The following is a 15503-nucleotide window of genomic DNA, read 5'->3' as shown; positions in this document are numbered from 1 at the left end:
CTGGCTGCCTCGCAGCCGGCCCGTTATTTCCAGTTCGTCATTGCCGGTTGCATTCCTTGCAACTACCATGTCTGGTGGTTATCGAACCCCGTAAAGGCATGTCTCGCAGGCCACAAAACACCCCGTTCCTCCTGCTGTAAACGTGCGCATCGCTTGCGTGCCCTAGAGCATGATGTTATGTTGAGACTCCGGGAAACCGTCTTTCCCTCGGCCAACTTACTCGCTGCTCACTATGCATTTTTCGGAACAATCTCAGCTCATGGCACCTGCGTTGAAAACCCTCACTGCGGCGATTGCCAGTGCAGTGTTCGTCACTTCCGCCGCCAGCGCGGCCGGGCTTGGAAAATTGACCGTGTTGTCGGCACTTGGCCAGCCACTGCGCGCCGAGATTGAACTGACGACCAGCGCCGGTGAAGACCCGGCCAGCATGGCCGTCAAGCTGGCTTCGCCCGAAGCCTTCCGCAGTGCGAACATCGACTTCAATCCGGCGCTGCTGTCATTGCGTTTCGCCGTCGAGCAGCGCGGTGGCCGCCAGATCATCCGGGTCAATTCCAGCCAGCCGCTGAACGAACCGTTCGTCGACATGCTGCTCGAACTGACCTGGAATAACGGTCGCCTGGTGCGCGAGTACACGTTCCTGCTCGATCCGGCCGAACTGCGCACGACGCAGCCTGCGCAAGTGGCCAGCACGCCGGCGCCACGCGCGGCGTCGCAGCCGGCCGTTGCGGCATCGGCCGCCGCTGCTGCGCCGGCCGCCGACGCGGCCGAGCGGGCCCGCATCGCCGCCGCACGCGAAGGCGCCCAGCGCCAGGCGGCGCAGCGCGACGCCGCAGCTGCCGAAAGCACCTACCGCGTGCGTCGCGGCGATACGCTCAGTGGCATCGCGACCCGTGTGAAGCCGGCCGAGATCTCGCTCGACATGATGCTCGTGGCGCTGTACCGCGCCAATCCCGACGCCTTCATCGGCAACAACATGAACCGCCTGAAGTCGGGCCAGATCCTGAGCGTGCCCGATAGCGACGCGCTGCGTGGCGGCGCGAGCCAGAGCGAAGCGCGCGGCGTGGTCGTGGCGCATGCGGCGGACTTCGACGCCTACCGCAACAAGCTCGCCGGCCAGGTCGCCGCCAGCACCCCGGCCAGCGCGCCGCAGGGCGGGCAGAGCGCAACTGGACGCGTGACGGCGCGCGTCGAAGAACAACCGACCGCCGCCAACGAAGCACAGGACAAGCTGCGCCTGTCGAAGGCCACGGCAGGCGCCGCCGGCACGCCGCAGACCGGCACCGCCAGCGTCGAAGACACGCTGGCCAAGCAGCGCGAACTCGAACAGGCCGAGGCCCGCGTCAAGGAACTTGAAAAGAACGTCGGCGAACTCGAAAACCTGATGACGGTGCCGAGCCGCGCGGGTGCGGAAGCCGAGCAGGCCGCCGCAGCAGCGCCCGTCGTGGCGACGCCGGCCAAGCCGATCACGCATCCCCGCCTGAAAAAGCCGGTGCCGGCGCCGGAGCCAGAAAAAGGCCTGGTCGACACGCTGCTGGACAATATGCTGTACATCGCCGCAGCGCTCCTGGTGCTGCTCCTGATCCTGTTCGGCATCGCGCAGCGCCGCAAGCGCAATGCCCCGCCAGTGAAACCGGTGCCGACCGAACCGTCGGTGCTGGGCGCGCCGGGCGCCAGCGCCCAGTCGCTGTTCGCCGAAAGCGGCGGCCAGAGCGTCGACACCAACAACAGCGTCTTCAATTCGAGCTTCGCGCCATCGGCCAGCCAGCTCGACACGAATGAAGTCGATCCGGTCGCCGAAGCCGACGTGTACATCGCCTACGGCCGCGATGCGCAGGCCGAGGAAATCCTGAAGGAAGCGCTGCGCACGCATCCGGACCGTCATCCGGTGCGGTTGAAACTGCTCGAGATCTACGCCACGCGCAAGGATGCCCGCGCGTTCGAACTGCAGGCGCGCGAGCTGCATGCACTGACGAACGGGCAGGGCGACGACTGGGCACACGCTGCAGCGCTGGGCCTGGGGATCGACCCGCAAAATCCGCTGTACGCGAACGCGGCGCCAGCGCCGGCGCACACGCCGTCTGCGCAAGAGCGCAGCCAGCAGGCCATCTTGTCGCAGCAATATCAGGATGCGCTGCGTGCTGACGAGCCAACAGCGGGCACTGACAGCAATGCGGGCGCCATCGCCGGCGCGGCCGCTGCCGGCGCCGTCGCTGCGGCGTCTGCGATTTCGCTGTCGAAGGACGATGCGGACCGCACCGCGGCGCCGCAAGCCGAGCCGGTGGCTGCGCCACGCCTTGATGACAACACGCTCGACTTCGACCTTGGCGGATTGACGTTCGAGCCGGTGACCGATGCCGAACGCGCGGCGCCTGCACCAACCTCGGCGCCTGCAAGCCGGCCCGACCCGGACGCCACGGCCGTACCCGACCTCGACTTCGACATGCTGCCGCCGGCAGCGGCGGCAGGCAAGCCCGAATCCACGCTGTCGACCGACGTCAACGATCTCGAATTCGACATGGACTTCGATGCGCCGCCTGCCGGGCAACCGGCTCAGGCAACTGCGGCCACTCCGGCCGATGCACGCGACGACTTCTCGCTCGACCTGACGCCACAGCCGCAAGTGCAGGCCACCCCGGTCGACATGGCCGGTCTGGCCAAGGACTTCGACGGTTTGCCGTCGCTGCCGGCCAGCCCGTCGCAACCAGCGGCCGCCACTGCGACGCCGAGCGATCCGCTGTTCGACCTCGACTCGATGGACTTTGGCGCACCGGTTACACCGGCCACGCCGGCGCCTGTGAACGATCCGCTGCCTGCCGTGCGCGCCTCCTCGAACACGAATGTGTCTGAAGATCCGCTGTTCGATCTGGACGCGATGGACTTCGGCGTGCCGGCCGAACCGCGCGCGTCTGGCGGCGCCGAACCGAAAGACTTCGCGGCGCGCCAGGACGATCCGTTCGACATGTTCGACCTGCCGGATACCCCGGCGCCAGTACCGGCGCCCGAAGAGTTGTCGTTGCCGCCGCTGCCCGATGCGCCGACGCCGCAGCGCACCTCGCTCGACGCGCTCGACTTCGATCTGGATCTGCCGGCATCGGCGACGGCCAATGCGCCGACGCCAGCGGCGTTCGATGCTGACCCGGTCGATGACATGGCTGCAGCGCCGGCGCCGCTCTCGCCCGAACACATGGAAATGGAAACTAAGCTCGATCTGGCCGTGGCCTACCAGGAAATCGGCGACAAGGAAGGCGCACGCGAACTGCTCGATGAAGTCATCAAGGGCGGTAGCACCGAGCAGGTTGGCCGTGCCAGCGCGATGCGAGAGCTGCTGGCGTGACGCGGATTGTTCTGGGTGTCCAGTACATCGGCACCGGTTGGAACGGCTACCAAAAACAGCCGGAGCGCAATACGGTCCAGGACCGTCTTGAAATGGCGCTCGAGAAGTTCGCCTGCACGCCGCTGGCCACCACCTGTGCCGGCCGCACCGATACCGGTGTGCACGCGATCGAGCAGGTGGTCCATTTCGACACGGATCTGGTGCGCCCGACGCAGGCCTGGGTGCGCGGCGTGAACACCTTCCTGCCCGATTCGATTGTCGTGCGCTGGGCCAAGGAGGTGCCGCTGGGCGAGGACGGGCTGGAATTCCATGCCCGCTTCTCGGCCCGCTCGCGCACCTACCACTACGTGCTGTACAACCATCCGACGCCATCGGCGCTGCTGTCGAACCGTGCCGGCTGGATGTTCCGACCGCTCGATGTCGAGCGCATGATCGACGCCGCGCGCCACCTGATCGGCACGCACGACTTCTCGGCGTTTCGCGCGTCGAGCTGCCAGGCCAAGACCCCGGTCAAGGACATGCACGAAGTGCGCATCGAGCGCCATGGCGACATCATCGTCTTCACGCTGCGCGCCAGCGCCTTCCTGCATCACATGGTGCGCAATATCGTCGGCTCGCTCGTGTATGTCGGGCTGGGACGGCAAGAGCCGGACTGGATGCACGAGGTGCTCGAGAGCCGCTCGCGCGACGTGGCCGCGCCGACCTTCATGCCCGACGGCCTGTATTTCGCGAAGATCGAGTACGATCCGATCTGGAAGCTGCCGCAGGAAGCGGTCGCGCCGCTCCCCTGGTTGTAAGGATTTCCATGCACCGTACCCGTATCAAAATCTGCGGCATCACCCGCGAAGAAGACCTGAGCGCCGCTGTCGCCGTGGGCGCTGATGCCCTGGGCTTCGTGTTCTATCCGAAGAGTCCACGCTACGTCACGCCAGAGCGCGCGGGCGCCTTGTGCGCCGGCTTGCCGCCGTTTGTCAGCGGCGTCGCGCTGTTCGTCAATCCGACGCTCGCCGAGGTGCAGGAAGTCGCGGCGGCGATGCCACTCGCCCTGATCCAGTTCCATGGCGATGAGACGGTCGAGCAGTGCGCCGCCATTGCGGCGGCCGTCCAGCGCCCGTTCATGCGCGCGTTTCGGGTCAAGCCTGACACGATCCCTGGCACGCTGCTAGAATGTGAGCTTGCATACCGCACCGCCAGTCCGTGGTTTTCAAGCCTTCTGCTTGACACTTACGTGGACGCTTATGGCGGCGCAGGAAAGGTCTTCGATTGGTCTCTCATCCCAAAAGAGCTCGCGCCTCGGGTCGTTTTGAGTGGTGGCTTGAACGTACACAACACCACTGACGGTGTCGTACGCGTTCGGCCTTTTGCCGTCGACATCAGCAGTGGTGTCGAAGCCGCAAAAGGTATCAAGGACGCCCGCAAGATGGCCGCGTTTGTCGCGGCAGTGCGGGCCGCCGATGCCACTATTCATAGCGAGACATACCATGCAGAACACCCCCTTCAAGGCAGCGCCTAACGCCGCGCCGCTGTTCAAGACCCCCGATTACGCCCTGCCAAACGCGCAGGGGCACTTCGGCCCCTATGGCGGTTCGTTCGTCGCCGAGACGCTGACCCACGCGCTGGCCGAGCTGAGCGAAGCCTACGCAAAGTACGCGCAAGATCCTGAATTTCTCGAAGAGTACCGCTACGAGCTGGCCCACTTCGTCGGCCGCCCGTCGCCCGTGTACCACGCGCGGCGCTGGTCCGAAATGGCCGGCGGCGCGCAGGTCTACCTCAAGCGTGAAGACCTGAACCACACCGGCGCGCACAAGATCAACAACGTGATCGGCCAGGCGCTGCTGGCGCGGCGCATGGGCAAGCCGCGCATCATCGCCGAAACCGGCGCCGGCCAGCACGGCGTGGCCACGGCCACCATCTGCGCGCGCTTCGGCCTGGAATGCGTGATCTACATGGGCAGCGAAGACGTCAAGCGCCAGGCCCAGAACGTGTACCGCATGAAGCTTCTGGGCGCGACCGTGGTGCCGGTGGAATCGGGCTCCAAAACGCTCAAGGATGCGCTCAACGAAGCGATGCGCGACTGGGTCACGAACATCGAAAACACGTTCTACATCATCGGCACCGTGGCCGGCCCGCACCCGTATCCGATGATGGTGCGCGACTTCCAGGCGGTGATCGGCGAAGAGTGCCGCGTGCAGATGCCGGCGATGACGGGGCGCCAGCCCGACTACGTCGTTGCCTGCATCGGTGGTGGCTCGAACGCGATGGGCATCTTCTATCCGTACATCGGCGAGCCGGGCGTCAAGCTGGTGGGCGTCGAAGCGGCGGGGGAGGGACTGGATTCAGGCAAGCACTCGGCCTCGCTGACCTCCGGCCTGCCAGGTGTGTTGCACGGTAACCGCACCTATCTGCTGCAGGACGAGAACGGGCAGATCATCGAGACGCATTCGGTGTCGGCGGGCCTGGATTATCCGGGCGTCGGGCCCGAGCACGCGTGGCTGAAGGACACGCTGCGCGCCGAGTACGTGTCGATCACGGACGACGAAGCGCTGCAGGCGTTCCACGATTGCTGCCGCATCGAAGGCATCATCCCGGCGCTCGAATCGTCGCACGCAATCGCGTATGCGGTGAAGCTGGCGGCGACGCTGCCGAAGGACCAGATCATCCTGGTCAATCTGTCGGGCCGCGGCGACAAGGACATGCATACGGTGGCGCAGCGGATGGGGCTTGATTTCGGCTGATGCCGGCGTCAACCATGCCATCCTGCCCCGGTCAGCCGGGGCATTCGCCTTTTCCGATTACCAGAGGAACCCAGCATGTCCCGCATCGAACAGACTTTTACCGCACTTAAAGCGGACAACAAGACCGCGCTCGTCACCTTTATCACCGCGGGCGACCCGGGCCCCGAACTGACCGTCCCGCTGATGCACGCACTGGTGGAGGGCGGCGCCAACGTCCTCGAACTGGGCGTGCCATTTTCGGACCCGATGGCCGAAGGCCCGGTCATCCAGCGCGCCTGCGAGCGCGCACTGAAATTCAACGTCGGCCTGAAAGACGTATTCGGCTTCGTGCGCGAATTTCGCAAGAACGACCCCGACACGCCGGTGGTCCTGATGGGGTACGCCAACCCGATCGAGCGCATCGGCCAGACCGAATTCATCCGCTGCGCCAAAGAAGCGGGCGCTGACGGCGCGATCGTCGTCGACTACCCGCCCGAAGAATGCGCCGCGTTCGCCACCGAGATGCGCGACAACGGCCTGGACCTGATTTTCCTGCTTGCGCCGACGTCGACCACGGAGCGCGTCAAGCAAGTGGCCCAGTACGGTGGCGGCTTCAGCTACTACGTCTCGCTGAAAGGCGTGACGGGCGCCGGCACCATCGACACCGCCGACGTCGCCCGCCGCGTGGCCGCGATCCGCGAGCACGTCAAACTGCCGATCGGCGTAGGCTTCGGCATCCGCGACGGCGCCACGGCGAGAGCCGTGGCCGAAGTGGCCGACGCTGTCGTGATCGGCAGCCGCATCATCCAGGAAATCGAAAACAGCCCGCCAGACCAGGCCGTCGACGCCGTTCGCGCCTTCACCACCACCATCCGCACCGCCCTCGACGCCCGCTAACCCGCCACCGTCATATCAATGAGGGCCAGAGTCGAATTATTGAGCAATTTCTTCGGAAAATGTTGTCACTTAATTCGACCCTGACCCTCATTGTGATTGCCTCTATGCTCTTGCAATCCAATTAGGGTCAGAGTCGAATTGTTTAACAACTTTTTGGCGATTGCCTGGCAAATCTTTTTAATATCCGGTTGCGATGGTTATGGCCGATGGGTTTATTACAGGCGTACTGCCACATCTTTCCTGCTGGTTGCGCCAGCTTAAAGCTTTTTCATTTTTCCTCAGTAAATTGATCTCTCCGTAGCGCAACCTGAGGGAGTGTCCAATGAAAAAGCGTGTCAAGCACATTGCAGTTGCCCAGTTTGGAAAGATGTTGGCGGCAGTTTATTTCATCGCTATGCTCCCAGTGCTGGCGATCGTTCTCATCGCCATGTTGACGGGCGCGGAGATGCCGCCCATCGGGGCAGGTGTGGTCATTCTGTTTGCAGTTGCGTATATCGTCAGCATCTATTTGGCAGGAATGCTGAGCGCATGGATCTATAACATCGTGGCTGCACGCTTGGGAGGCGTTGAATACACCGTCAACGACATCGCTTCGCCAGCGAAATAATCGCCAACATTGCCGCATAAATAAATTAGGGTCAGAGTCGAATTGTTTGACAACTTTGAGGAATTGCCCAATAAGTCGACTCTGACCCTAATTGTTGGGAAATTGATTATTTAGCTCATCAACGTGACTCTGTCCCTCATTTTGCTTTGGAGATCAAACTCGGCGTTCATTCAGCCGAGGATCGGTGCTATTTATTGGGAAATTATCGGAAGTTGTCAAACAATTCGACTCTGACCCTCATTATTTGGTGGTGGTGGCCGTGGGCGCGGGGCGGTGGCGACGTGTGATGTTTTGTTGGCAATATTGGTGGCTTGCTACGATTCGACAAGCTGCCTCCGAGCGGCTACACTACGCCCCACTGTAAGATTTGCCGCAAAGGAGAGAATATGAGTTGGTTGGAAAAACTGCTGCCCCCTCGGATCCAGCGCTCCGATGCCGCTAACCGCAAGACCATGCCCGAGGGCCTCTGGGTCAAGTGTCCGTCGTGCGAGTCGGTGCTGTACCGGGCGGATATCGAGTCCAACCTGCACGTGTGCCCGAAGTGCTCCCATCACATGCGCATCCGTGCCCGCGCGCGTCTGGATTCGCTGCTCGATGAAGGCGGCCGCTACGACATTGGCCAGGAGACCTTGCCAGTCGATACCCTGAAGTTCAAGGACAGCAAGAAGTATCCGGACCGCCTCAAGGCGGCGATGGAAGCCACCGGCGAGACCGATGCGCTTATCGTCCAGGGCGGCTCGATCATGAGCTTGCCGGTGGTCGTGGCCTGCTTCGAATTCGAATTCATGGGTGGCTCGATGGGTTCGGTGGTCGGTGAGCGGTTTGTCCGCGGCGCCCAGGTTGCGCTCGAGCAGAAGGTGCCGTTCATTTGCATTACCGCCACTGGTGGCGCGCGCATGCAAGAGGGTTTGCTGTCGCTGATGCAGATGGCCAAGACCACCGCGATGCTGACCAAGCTGTCCGAGAAGAAGCTGCCGTTCATCAGCGTGCTGACCGACCCAACCATGGGCGGTGTCTCGGCCTCGTTCGCCTTCATGGGCGACGTGGTCATCGCTGAGCCGAAGGCCCTGATCGGCTTCGCCGGCCCGCGTGTCATCGAGAACACGGTGCGTGAGAAATTGCCGGAAGGCTTCCAGCGCGCCGAGTTCCTGGTCCAGAAGGGCGCTGTCGACATGATCGTCGACCGTCGCAAGATGCGCGAAGAAATTGCGCGTCTGCTGGCCCTGCTGCAAAACCAGGCGACCGAAGTGCTGGCCTGATCGATCCAAAGGCCGCCGCGAGGGCAACCCGCGAACATGATCGCCAGGGGCGACCGGCGCGGGCATGCCAGACGGCGGCCCCCGCGGCCGCCTTTTTTATTTCCCGTATCGCCCGCCGAATCCCTCTTTTCTGAGCACCATGTCCCCACTTCCGACTACCTTGCCCGACTGGCTCGCGCTGCTCGAATCGCGTCATGCCGAAACCCATATCGACATGGGCCTGGACCGCGTCCGCGCCGTCAAGGAACGCCTGCAGCTGGCGTTCTCATGCCCCGTGATCATGGTGGCCGGCACCAACGGCAAGGGTTCGACCTGCGCGATGCTCGAGTCGGTGTTGCTGCAGTCTGGCTACCGCGTCGGCCTCTACATCAAGCCGCACTTCCTCGACTTCAATGAACGCGCCCGCATCAATGGCGAGATGGCCTCCGATGATGTGTTGATCGCCGCCTTCAACGCCGTCGAAGCCGCGCGCGGGGAGATTGACCTCACGTACTTCGAGTTCACCACGCTGGCCATTGCGCACCTGCTGTCGACCAGCGAGATCGATGTCGCCATCCTCGAAGTCGGCCTGGGCGGGCGACTCGATGCCGTCAACGTGATCGATGCCGACGTGTCGATCGTCACCAGCATCGACATCGACCACACGGCCTATCTGGGCGACACACGCGAAAAAATCGGCTTCGAGAAAGCCGGCATCTTCCGCGCGGGAAAAACCGCCATCTGCAGCGACCCGGTGCCGCCCCAGTCGCTGATCGACCATGCGACCAGCATCGGCGCCGACCTGTGGCTGCTGGGCCGCGACTTCAACTACCAGGGTGACCAGCAGCAGTGGAGCTTTGCCGGCCGCACCGGGCGCCGCAACTCGCTGGCCTATCCGGCCCTGCGTGGCGCCAATCAGTTGCTCAATGCGTCTGCGGCGCTGGCGGCCCTTGAGGCGCTGCGCATGACCTTGCCGTGCGGCGCCCAGGAAACCCGCGCCGGCCTGGCAATGGTCGAGCTGCCGGGCCGCTTCCAGGTGCTGGCCGGCCGTCCGACCCAGGTCCTGGACGTGGCCCACAATCCGCACGCCGCCGCGACGCTCGCGCAGAACCTCGGCAATATGGGCTTTCACCGCTTCACGTACGCGGTGTTCGGCATCATGGACGACAAGGACATCGACGCCGTCATCGCGCCGATGGCATCGGTGATCGATCACTGGTGCGTCACGCGCCTCGATTCGCCGCGCTCGGCCGACCCTGCGGCACTGGCCGACAAGATCGCTGAATTGAAGCCAGCGGGCGCGAAAGCGGGCGATTTTTCGGTCACCACCTTCGATTCGCCCGCCGACGCTTATGCGAATGCGCTGAGCCGGGTTGAGGAGAATGATAGAATTGTGGTCTTTGGTTCGTTCTACACGGTTGCCGGCGTGATGGCGGCCCGTAAATCCTCACTACACTGATACCTCAATCGCATGGGCTTGTTCTCGTTCGGCACTAAAAACAAGCAAGAAACTGTTCGTGACAGCGGTCACTTCGTCAAGGACGACGAGGCCGCCTACACCGAGCGCGCACGCTCCAAGCGTGCCAGCTCGGCCGGTGAGGGCGGTCGCCGCTCGAGCCGTGGCGATCCGATCCTGCCCGAGAAAAAACGCGCGCGCCGCCGCCTGGTCGGCGCCATTGCGCTGGTCCTGGCCGCCGTCGTGGCCCTGCCAATGCTGCTCGATTCCGAGCCCAAGCCGCTGGCCACCGACATCGCGATCCACATCCCCGACAAGGACAAGGCTGCGCCGCTGCCGGTGCCGTCCGAGCAGGTTGCGCCAACGGCCAGCGTCGACAGCGACGAAGAAATCATCGATCCAGTCCCGGCGCCACCGGCCGGCACGCGTACGCCGCCGGTCGCCGTGGCCGCAGCGCCAGTGGCCAGCGAGGTGCCGCCAATGCGCATGCTCGAGCCAGCCAAGCCGGTCGAAACCGTCAAGCCAGTCGAGACCGTCAAGCCAAAGCCTGAAGCCAAGCCAAAGGCCGAACCCGACGTTAAGCCGGTGACGAAGCCTGAACCCGTCAAGACCGAGAAAAAGCCCGAGCCCGAGAAAAAGCCGGTCAAGGTCGTCGAGAAAGCCGCCGAGTCGCATCCGAAAGCCGAGCACGTCACCAAGCCGGCCCGTCCGGACGACGCCGCCCGCGCCATCGCGATCCTCGAGGACAAGCCAGCCGCCAAGGCCGAGCCGAAGACGGTCAAGGCCGAAGGCCCGGCGCCGCGCTTCGTGGTGCAGGTTGCCGCGCTGGCCAGCCAGGAAAAAGTCACCGAGTTGCAAAGCCGCCTGCGCGCTGCCGGCGTTGCGTCATTCACCCAGAAGTCTGGCGAACTGATCCGCGTGCGGGTCGGCCCGTTCAGCAAGGAAGAAGCAGAGAAAGTGCGCGCCAAACTGAGCGGCATCGGTCTGTCCGGCTCGATGGTGCCGCTCTGATCCTCGCTGCCGCGTGACGATCTTCGATTATTTGGTGCTGTTCGTGCTGATCGCCTCCGTCGTGATCAGCACGCTGCGCGGCCTGGTAAAGGAAATTCTGTCGCTGGTGGGCTGGGTGGTCGCCTTCGTGGTGGCCAATGTCTACGGCGCCCAGCTCGCACCCTTGCTGCCCGAGGTGATTCCGGGCGGGTCCGCGCGCCTGATGGCGGCCTTTATCGTGCTGTTCCTGGGCGTACGAATCCTGATGGGCCTGCTGTCGATGGCGATCGGTGCGGTGGTTGCCGCCACCGGCCTGTCGCTGGCGGACCGGGGCCTTGGCGGCCTGTTCGGCCTGGCACGGGGCATTGTGATCGTGCTGGCCGGCGTCATATTGTGCGGGATGACGCAGATCCCGCAGCAGGCATTCTGGCGCGACGCGCTGTTGTCACCCATTGCCGAGACCGGCGCGCGCACCGTCAAACCATTCTTGCCCGCTGCCTTCGCGGAGCATATTAATTACTGAACCAGTAGCCGTAGTTTTCGCAGTTTTCTGTCATTTTGCACCCAAGCTTTTAGGAGCACCTCATGTGTGGCATCGTCGGCGTCGTTTCGCAGTCTCCCGTCAACCAGCTTCTGTACGATGCATTGCTGCTGCTGCAGCACCGCGGCCAGGACGCTGCGGGCATTGCGACCAATCACAGCAGCATGTTCTCGATGTTCAAGGCCAACGGCCTGGTACGTGACGTTTTCCGTACCCGGAACATGCGTTCGCTGCAGGGCAATACCGGAATCGGCCACTGCCGTTACCCGACCGCAGGTTCGTCGAGCGAAGAAGAGGCGCAACCGTTCTACGTCAACGCGCCATTCGGCATCACGCTCGCGCACAACGGCAACCTGACCAACCAGGCCCAGCTCAGGGATGAGCTGTTCCGCAACGACCGCCGCCACATCAACACGGATTCCGATTCCGAGGTGCTGCTCAACGTGCTGGCCCACGAAATCCAGGAAGCGGCCGATGGCTTCTCGCTCGACGCCGACGCGATCTTCAAGGCGGTCGCTGTCGTGCACCGCCGCGTGCGTGGCGCCTACGCTGTCGTTGCGCAGATCGCCGGCCATGGCATGCTGGCCTTCCGCGATCCGTTCGGCATCCGTCCGCTGTGCCTGGGCGTGAACGAAACCGAAAACGGCAACGAATACCTGGTGGCCAGCGAGTCGGTCGCCCTCGAAGGCCTGGGCTTCCGCTTCGTGCGCGACATCGCGCCGGGCGAAGCGGTCTTCATCACCAACGACGGCAAGCTGTCCGAGCGCCAATGCGCCGAGAACCCGTCGCTGAACCCGTGCGCGTTCGAATTTGTCTACCTGGCCCGTCCGGACTCGGTGATCGACGGCGCCTCGGTCTACGCCACCCGCCTGCGCATGGGCGAATACCTGGCCGACAAGGTGCTCAGTGAAATCCCGGTCGAAGACATCGACGTTGTCATGCCGATTCCCGATTCGTCGCGTCCGGCTGCCATCCAGCTGGCATTGAAACTCGGCGTGGAATACCGCGAAGGCTTCATCAAGAACCGCTACATCGGCCGCACCTTCATCATGCCGGGCCAGGGCATGCGCAAGAAGTCGGTACGCCAGAAGCTCAACGCCATCACTTCCGAGTTCAAGGACAAGAACGTGCTGCTGGTCGACGACTCGATCGTGCGCGGCACCACCAGCCGCGAGATCGTGCAGATGGCCCGTGAAGCCGGCGCGCGCAAGGTGTACTTCGCGTCGGCCGCGCCACCGGTGCTGTACCCGAACGTGTACGGCATCGACATGCCGACCCGCGACGAGCTGATCGCCTACGGCCGCACGACCGAGGAAGTCTGCCGCGAGATCACGGCCGACCGCGTGATCTACCAGGACATCGATGCCCTCAAGCGTTCGATTTCGGACGTCAATCCGGCACTGAAGAACTTCGAGGCGTCGTGCTTCGATGGCATCTACGTGACGGGCGACGTGACCCCGGAATACCTCGATCGCCAGGAAACCGCGCGTCACAATCCTGCTGCCAAGGACGAAGACCAGGTCCGTACCCAGCTGAACCTGAACCCCGCTGTCGCCGCCGAGTAAGCATGAGCGAGAAAAAATCCTACGGCTTTACCACGACCATCCTGCACAACGACCGGCACAAGCCGATCGAGCATGGTTCGCTGCACAAGCCGATTCACACGTCGGTCGCGTTCGGCTATACGGATGCGCGTCAACTGGCGTCCGTGTTCCAGGGCAAGGAGCCGGGCTTCCGTTACGGTCGCCAGGGCAATCCCACCATCAGCGCGCTCGAGGACAAGGTCAGCAAGATGGAAGATGGCGTCGCCACGCTGTGCTTCGGCACCGGCATGGCGGCCATCGGCGCGCTGTTCCAGGCGCTGCTCAAGGCAGGCGACGCCATCGTTTCGTCGAGCTTCCTGTTCGGTAACACCAACAGCCTGTGGCAGACGGTGGCGGGGCAGGGCGTCGATGTCGCCTTTGTCGATGCGACCGACGTGGCGCAGGTGGAAGCAGCCTTGACGCCGAACACGCGCATGGTGTTTGTCGAGACGATCGCCAATCCGCGCACGCAAGTGGCGGACCTGGCCCGCATCGGCGAGCTGTGCCGTGAGCGGGGCATCCTGTACGTGGTCGACAACACGATGACGTCGCCATGGCTGTTCCGCCCGAAGAGCGTGGGCGCCGGTCTCGTGGTCAACTCGCTGACCAAGTCGATTGGCGGCCACGGCATCGCGCTGGGCGGCGCGCTGACCGATACCGGTCTGTTCGACTGGAGCGCGTATCCGAACATCGCACCGAATTTCCGCAAGCAGCCGGCGCACGCCCAGGGCATGGCGCAGCTGCGTGCGAAAGCGCTGCGCGACTTCGGCGCGTCGCTCGGGCCGGAAGCGGCGCATCACATCGCCGTTGGCGCCGAGACACTGGCGCTGCGCATGACCCGCACCTGCGCCAATGCACTGGCGCTGGCCACGATGCTCGAGGCGGATGAGCGCGTGGCAAAGGTCCACTATCCGGGCCTGGCGTCGCATCCGCAACACGGTATCGTCACGTCGCTGTTTCGCGCCGGTGGTTCGCTGCTCAGCTTCGAACTGCACGAGTCCATCGATCCGTTCGATTACCTCAACCGCCTGCAGCTGGCGATTCCTGCGTCGAACCTGGGTGACAACCGCACGCTGGTCATTCCGGTGGCCCACACGATCTTCTTCGAGATGGGCGCCGAGCGCCGTGCCAGCATGGGCATTGCCGAGTCGCTGATCCGTGTGTCGGTGGGCATCGAGGACACCGACGACCTGGTCGAAGACTTCCGCCAGGCGCTGGACGCGTAAGTACGGCGTACCGCGCGGCGTTACCGCGTAGCGTTACCGCGCGGCGTTACCGCGTGGCGTTACCGCGCGGCGTAAAGCCATGCAAAGAAGGCCGGCGCAATGCCGGCCTTGTCATTTTTACGGTTGAGTCCCGCTGTAAAAGGGGGCTATGATGCCCCATCGTCAGCTTGTCATTTTCTTCGGATGCCCATGAAACGTTTCCTGCTCTGCCTTTCTCTGACTATTGCCAGCGCCGCCTATGCGGGCGAGCTGGAAGACGCCAACGCGCTGTTCGAAAAGAAGGATTACGCGGGCGCGCTCAAGCTCTATACCAAGCTGGCCAATGCCGGCAATCCGCAGGCACAGCAGCAACTGGGCCAGATGTACTGGTATGGCGAAGCGGGCACCGTTGACGAGGCGGCGGCCAAGGCGTTGTTCGAGAAGTCGGCCGCCAAGGGCAACAAGGTCGCGGCCCAATCGCTGGTCGTCATGGAGCAGCGTGTCACGAAGCGCGCCGAAATCGATTACTGGATCAAGGGCTACGACGGCGCCGAGCTGCAGTCGGGCGAATACCGCTGCCCGTCGCCGCGCATTCCGGCCGTGTCGAAGGTGAATGACGAGATCGATCGCGTCAACAAGCTGGTGACCGGCTGGCAGGATTGCTACAACAAGATGGTGACGAATTTGAACGCGCAGTCGCCGCTGACCAAGAAGATCCCGGCTGATATTGCCAAGCTGATGAACAAGCAGGAGGCGGACGCCTCGGCAGCCTACCTGGAACAGGTGCGGCAGAATATCGCGGAAGGCGCGAAGGTCAATTCAAAGATGATCCTGGCGGATTTTGCAGCGTGGCGCAATGCCACCGAGGCATTCATCAACCAGCACAATGCCGTGGTGAAGAAGGCGTCGAACTAAGCAATGCCGGGTAGGGCAAGGCC

13 protein-coding genes are annotated in these 15503 nt (G+C 63.7%); all 13 read left to right on the top strand.

Annotation, left to right across the window (positions count from 1 at the left end):
* Window positions 1-271 precede the first annotated feature (271 nt).
* The 13 genes from AC56LW_RS02840 to AC56LW_RS02780 all read left to right on the top strand — a co-directional run bounded on the left by AC56LW_RS02840 (window position 272) and on the right by AC56LW_RS02780 (window position 15480).
* A complete protein-coding gene (locus AC56LW_RS02840) occupies window positions 272-3334 on the top strand; it encodes a motility hub landmark protein FimV (RefSeq protein WP_499631416.1) in 3063 nt (1020 codons plus the stop codon).
* The gene (truA, locus tag AC56LW_RS02835; RefSeq protein WP_183555528.1) at window positions 3331-4131 is read left to right on the top strand and encodes a tRNA pseudouridine(38-40) synthase TruA; all 801 of its coding nucleotides are present in this window, start codon (window positions 3331-3333) and stop codon (window positions 4129-4131) included. The genes AC56LW_RS02840 and truA overlap by 4 nt, the downstream gene beginning before the upstream one ends.
* Window positions 4132-4139: 8 nt before the next feature.
* Window positions 4140-4847 (top strand): phosphoribosylanthranilate isomerase, encoded by a 708-nt coding sequence (locus tag AC56LW_RS02830; protein WP_499557541.1) that lies wholly within the window; start codon window positions 4140-4142, stop codon window positions 4845-4847.
* A complete protein-coding gene (gene trpB, locus AC56LW_RS02825) occupies window positions 4816-6069 on the top strand; it encodes a tryptophan synthase subunit beta (protein WP_482899646.1) in 1254 nt (417 codons plus the stop codon). Before AC56LW_RS02830 ends, trpB begins: the two co-directional genes overlap by 32 nt.
* Before the next feature lie 75 nt (window positions 6070-6144).
* Window positions 6145-6945, top strand: coding sequence for a tryptophan synthase subunit alpha (gene trpA, locus AC56LW_RS02820; RefSeq protein ID WP_499557539.1), 801 nt, complete (start codon window positions 6145-6147; stop codon window positions 6943-6945).
* Between the two features lie 322 nt (window positions 6946-7267).
* Window positions 7268-7552, top strand: a complete 285-nt coding sequence (locus AC56LW_RS02815; RefSeq protein ID WP_499631412.1) for a hypothetical protein — start codon at window positions 7268-7270, stop codon at window positions 7550-7552.
* 386 nt (window positions 7553-7938) lie between these two features.
* Window positions 7939-8811 carry an acetyl-CoA carboxylase, carboxyltransferase subunit beta gene (gene accD, locus AC56LW_RS02810; RefSeq protein WP_183555523.1) on the top strand — a complete coding sequence of 291 codons (873 nt, stop codon included), beginning with the start codon at window positions 7939-7941 and terminating at the stop codon, window positions 8809-8811.
* A 139-nt stretch (window positions 8812-8950) separates the two neighbouring features.
* Window positions 8951-10249 carry a bifunctional tetrahydrofolate synthase/dihydrofolate synthase gene (folC, locus tag AC56LW_RS02805; RefSeq protein WP_499631409.1) on the top strand — a complete coding sequence of 433 codons (1299 nt, stop codon included), beginning with the start codon at window positions 8951-8953 and terminating at the stop codon, window positions 10247-10249.
* A 12-nt stretch (window positions 10250-10261) separates the two neighbouring features.
* Entirely contained in the window at window positions 10262-11257 is a 996-nt protein-coding gene (locus AC56LW_RS02800; RefSeq protein WP_499631406.1) for an SPOR domain-containing protein, read from the top strand.
* 13 nt (window positions 11258-11270) lie between these two features.
* Window positions 11271-11759, top strand: a complete 489-nt coding sequence (locus AC56LW_RS02795; protein WP_332531553.1) for a CvpA family protein — start codon at window positions 11271-11273, stop codon at window positions 11757-11759.
* Between the two features lie 62 nt (window positions 11760-11821).
* The gene (purF, locus tag AC56LW_RS02790) at window positions 11822-13342 is read left to right on the top strand and encodes an amidophosphoribosyltransferase (RefSeq protein ID WP_332531554.1); all 1521 of its coding nucleotides are present in this window, start codon (window positions 11822-11824) and stop codon (window positions 13340-13342) included.
* Window positions 13343-13344: 2 nt separating this feature from the next.
* The gene (locus AC56LW_RS02785; protein ID WP_499631402.1) at window positions 13345-14586 is read left to right on the top strand and encodes a cystathionine gamma-synthase family protein; all 1242 of its coding nucleotides are present in this window, start codon (window positions 13345-13347) and stop codon (window positions 14584-14586) included.
* Window positions 14587-14775: 189 nt separating this feature from the next.
* On the top strand, window positions 14776-15480 hold the full coding sequence (locus AC56LW_RS02780) for a tetratricopeptide repeat protein (RefSeq protein WP_332531556.1): 705 nt from the start codon (window positions 14776-14778) through the stop codon (window positions 15478-15480).
* Window positions 15481-15503: the final 23 nt, after the last annotated feature.

The organism is Telluria sp. LT2P80 (assembly GCF_059685955.1).
The sequence above is the reverse complement of the archived record's forward strand: the minus strand, read 5'-3'. Positions and strand labels throughout refer to the sequence as shown.

Bases quoted from the DNA above. Each gene is read 5' to 3' on its own strand.
- accD (WP_183555523.1), top strand. From the start codon at position 7,939: ATGAGTTGGTTGGAAAAACTGCTGCCCCCTCGGATCCAGCGCTCCGAT.
- trpA (WP_499557539.1), top strand. From the start codon at position 6,145: ATGTCCCGCATCGAACAGACTTTTACCGCACTTAAAGCGGACAACAAG.
- purF (WP_332531554.1), top strand. From the start codon at position 11,822: ATGTGTGGCATCGTCGGCGTCGTTTCGCAGTCTCCCGTCAACCAGCTT.
- AC56LW_RS02815 (WP_499631412.1), top strand. From the start codon at position 7,268: ATGAAAAAGCGTGTCAAGCACATTGCAGTTGCCCAGTTTGGAAAGATG.
- folC (WP_499631409.1), top strand. From the start codon at position 8,951: ATGTCCCCACTTCCGACTACCTTGCCCGACTGGCTCGCGCTGCTCGAA.
- AC56LW_RS02800 (WP_499631406.1), top strand. From the start codon at position 10,262: ATGGGCTTGTTCTCGTTCGGCACTAAAAACAAGCAAGAAACTGTTCGT.
- AC56LW_RS02785 (WP_499631402.1), top strand. From the start codon at position 13,345: ATGAGCGAGAAAAAATCCTACGGCTTTACCACGACCATCCTGCACAAC.
- AC56LW_RS02830 (WP_499557541.1), top strand. From the start codon at position 4,140: ATGCACCGTACCCGTATCAAAATCTGCGGCATCACCCGCGAAGAAGAC.
- AC56LW_RS02780 (WP_332531556.1), top strand. From the start codon at position 14,776: ATGAAACGTTTCCTGCTCTGCCTTTCTCTGACTATTGCCAGCGCCGCC.
- trpB (WP_482899646.1), top strand. From the start codon at position 4,816: ATGCAGAACACCCCCTTCAAGGCAGCGCCTAACGCCGCGCCGCTGTTC.